Source organism: Gilvibacter sp., from assembly GCF_013214815.1.
GTDB lineage: Bacteria > Bacteroidota > Bacteroidia > Flavobacteriales > Flavobacteriaceae > Gilvibacter.
Window position 1 is genome coordinate 1 of the sequence record NZ_JABSPU010000122.1, and the last position, 3239, is coordinate 3239.

At 45.4% G+C, this 3239-nt stretch carries 5 protein-coding genes; all 5 read left to right on the forward strand.

The genetic code is table 11. From position 1 onward, the window contains the following. The coding region (locus HRT75_RS14315; protein WP_291188174.1) for a glycosyltransferase family 4 protein at positions 1–312 on the forward strand (312 nt) is incomplete at its 5' end. A gap of 5 nt (positions 313–317) precedes the next feature. Beyond that, on the forward strand, positions 318–869 hold the full coding sequence (locus HRT75_RS14320; RefSeq protein WP_291188177.1) for a serine acetyltransferase: 552 nt from the start codon (positions 318–320) through the stop codon (positions 867–869). Further along, positions 866–1975 (forward strand): glycosyltransferase, encoded by a 1110-nt coding sequence (locus HRT75_RS14325; protein WP_291188180.1) that lies wholly within the window; start codon positions 866–868, stop codon positions 1973–1975. Before HRT75_RS14320 ends, HRT75_RS14325 begins: the two co-directional genes overlap by 4 nt. After that, entirely contained in the window at positions 1972–3045 is a 1074-nt protein-coding gene (locus tag HRT75_RS14330) for a glycosyltransferase family 4 protein (RefSeq protein ID WP_291188182.1), read from the forward strand. Before HRT75_RS14325 ends, HRT75_RS14330 begins: the two co-directional genes overlap by 4 nt. Further along, positions 3029–3193 carry a hypothetical protein gene (locus HRT75_RS14335; RefSeq protein ID WP_291188183.1) on the forward strand — a complete coding sequence of 55 codons (165 nt, stop codon included), beginning with the start codon at positions 3029–3031 and terminating at the stop codon, positions 3191–3193. The genes HRT75_RS14330 and HRT75_RS14335 overlap by 17 nt, the downstream gene beginning before the upstream one ends. The last annotated feature ends 46 nt before the right edge of the window (positions 3194–3239 follow it).

The window sequence follows — 3239 nt, forward strand, 5'->3', positions numbered from 1 at the left end:
AAGGCAGCAGTTTGCGTATTTCCCTCACATATGGAATCCCAAGGTTTGGTATCTTTAGAGGCCATGCTGTTGGAAAAGCCCGTGATCTTTTCCAAATACGGCCCTGGGCCAGAGACCATAAACCATCAAGAAGACGGCTTATTAGCAGATGTCTATCAACCGGAAGATATTGCCGATAAGATCCGATGGGTTTTGAATAATCGGGAACAGGCTGATGCCATGGGGAAGCGGGCTCGGCAAGCAGTTAAAGCGCGTTTTGATCTGCAAAAGGTCACTGCGCAAAATGTCGCATTTTATCGTTCCATACAATAGTGTTCATGGGTAGATTCGCATCAGACATAAAAAAATACAAACGCTATTCCAACAGGAATGGCTTGATACTGTTACTCACCCAACAAGGGCTTTGGGCGCTGTTTGTATACCGAATCAACAATAAGATCTACCGCTCTAAACTTCCAGGCTTCTTGAAGCGTATTTTCTTGTTCTTTGGGCTTTTTTGGCAAAAGTATATAGAGATCGTGGCAGGGATCTCTTTACCCTACAGTGCGTCCATTGGTCGCAGCTGTTATATCGGGCATTTTGGAGGGATCATCATCAATGCAAACGCTGTGATTGGTGATGATTGCAATATCTCACAAGGCGTTACTGTGGGTGTCAGTGGTCGTGGAGCCGATAGAGGCGTGCCAACTATAGGAGATCGTGTTTATATCGGCGCAAATGCGGTAGTAGCTGGGAACATTGCTATAGGAAATGACGCTGTGATAGCAGCTTGTTCTTTAGTGACTCAAGCCGTTGCAGCAGGAACCACAGTAGCTGGAGTGCCTGCCAAGAAGATCAGTGATAACAATTCTAGCGCTTATATTCAATGAAATTGCTCGTTGTCAGTGCTGCGCCCATACTCAAAGAGAACGATACCTTAGTGGCCTACGCGCCTATGGTGGCTGAGTTGGACCTGTGGTTTGAAAAGGCAGATGAGGTGACCATACTAGCACCGACAAAATATTCGAAGCAATTGTTGACCAAAGCATTTGCAAGACAGGATCTCAAGATAGTTTCTGTGCCTCCTTTATACTTTGGATCTTTTTCTGGACTATTAAATGCGATTTGGGGTATACCTGTTACCAAAGTCAAGCTCTTATTAGCCATGGCCAAGGCAGATCACATCCACTTAAGGCCGCCTGGAACTATAAGTCTTTTTGGTTGTTGGATGCAAATGATCTTCCCGTGGAAAAAGAAAACGGCCAAATATGCCGGAAATTGGTCCCCCAAGGCTGCTCAGCCCTTTAGCTATAAAGTTCAAAAGTGGTTGTTGCGCAATACCTTCTTGACGCGAAACATGAAAGTGTTGGTTTATGGAGATTGGCCTGATCAGACAAAAAACATTAAACCCTTCTTTACGGCAACCTATTGGGAAACAGAAAAGCAAGAGGTTGTGTCTCGCGATTACAGCGGCGCTGTAAAGATGGTCTATTTGGGAACCTTAAGCCCGAATAAGCGTGTAGATTACGCTGTGAAACTTATCGGCGAACTCAAAGACTTAGGTGTGGATGTTAGTTTAGACGTCTACGGAGAAGGGGGAGAGCGGGCAAAGTTAGAGCAACAGATCACAGACTTACAATTGAGTGACCGAGTCGCACTTAAAGGCAATCAGCCGGCTGAGGTCGTGCGTGAAGCACTAAAAACAGCCCATTTCTCCATTTTAGCTTCCCAATCAGAAGGTTGGCCCAAAGCAGTTGCAGAGGCCATGTTTTGGGGAGCAATCCCCTTGGCGAGTCCCGTTTCTTGCGTCCCTTGGATGTTGGATCAGGGCAAGCGCGGCCTACTTTTAGATTTTGAAACTGATGCAGAGACCTTAGCGGCGATGCTGAGTAGACCCCGCAGGTTGACCAATATGGCAGCGGCTGGTGTAAAATGGTCGCGTAAGTACACCATGGATAGTTTTAGGAGTGAAATTCACAAATTGCTAGAAGGATGAGAGTGCTTCAACTCATAGACTCTTTAAACCCAGGTGGGGCAGAACGTGTGGCGGTGAGCTACGCGAATGCTTTACTCGGAAATGTAGAAGCCTCTTTTTTATGCGCTACGCGAGCTGAAGGCAAACTCAAAGCACAAATCGACCCGGGAGTGGGTTATCTATATTTAAAGAAGCGGAGTGCGTTGGATATTTTTGCGCTCTTGCGTTTGATCCGTTTTTGTAAAAGAAATCAAGTGAACGTTATTCATGCTCACGCTACTTCTTTCTTTACAGCGCGTTTGGTGCTCTTCTTTTTAAGCGGATGCCAATTGATCTGGCACGACCATTACGGCAATTCCGAAGCCCTTGAGCAACGCCCGCTCAAAATGTTGCGCTGGTGTTCCAAAGGTTTCGATACAGTGTTGTCCGTAAATCAAAAATTAGCGGATTGGGCCAAAAACAATTTACAAGCAAAACAGGTGCTTTATTTAGAGAATGCTGTTCCGCTTTTGGATACTGATCTCGTTCAAGCAGCGGAAGTATCGGGCAGCCCCGGTTATCGTGTATTGCTTATGGCGAACTTTCGTCCGCAGAAAGATCATTTGAACGCACTAAGAGCATTGGCAGCGGTCCGTAAAACCCTGCCAGAGGTCAGTTTGCACCTATTGGGCATGCATTGGAACGATGCCTATTATCAAGAAGTCTTGGGACAAATAACGTCATTAGAACTCTCCGATTCTGTTTATTTACACGGCTCTCAGCAGGATGTCAATGGGTATATGAAAGCCTGTGATGTAGGCATGCTATCATCAACTTCGGAGGGTTTACCCATGGCAATATTAGAATACGGTGCTATGGAACTTCCCGTTGTCTGTACGGACGTTGGACAATGTGCAGATGTGGTTGGTAATTCTGCTTATTTGGTTCCTGCTTCTGACTCTGATGCCTTAGCGCGTGGGCTTTTAGAGGCTTTAAGCCATAAGGAAGTAGCTCTTACAAAAGCACAAGCTTTTAGAAAGCGCATCGCAGAAGACTATTCCATACAGACTTTAATTCCTAAATTGCTGGTAGCATATGGCAAAACCTACTAAGCCCATACGGAAATTTACCTATGTACAGCTCCTTTTGCTGCACATTGGTATGGCCATTACGGTTTACTTTTTCAGGCCGAGTTCTACCATCTTTTTGTTAGGTAGCTTCGCCATTTTTACTTTTTACGTATTGGCTAAAGGCTATTAGAACAATGAAGTACTCTTTGCAGCAGCTTATTTTACGGGGGCGGAAG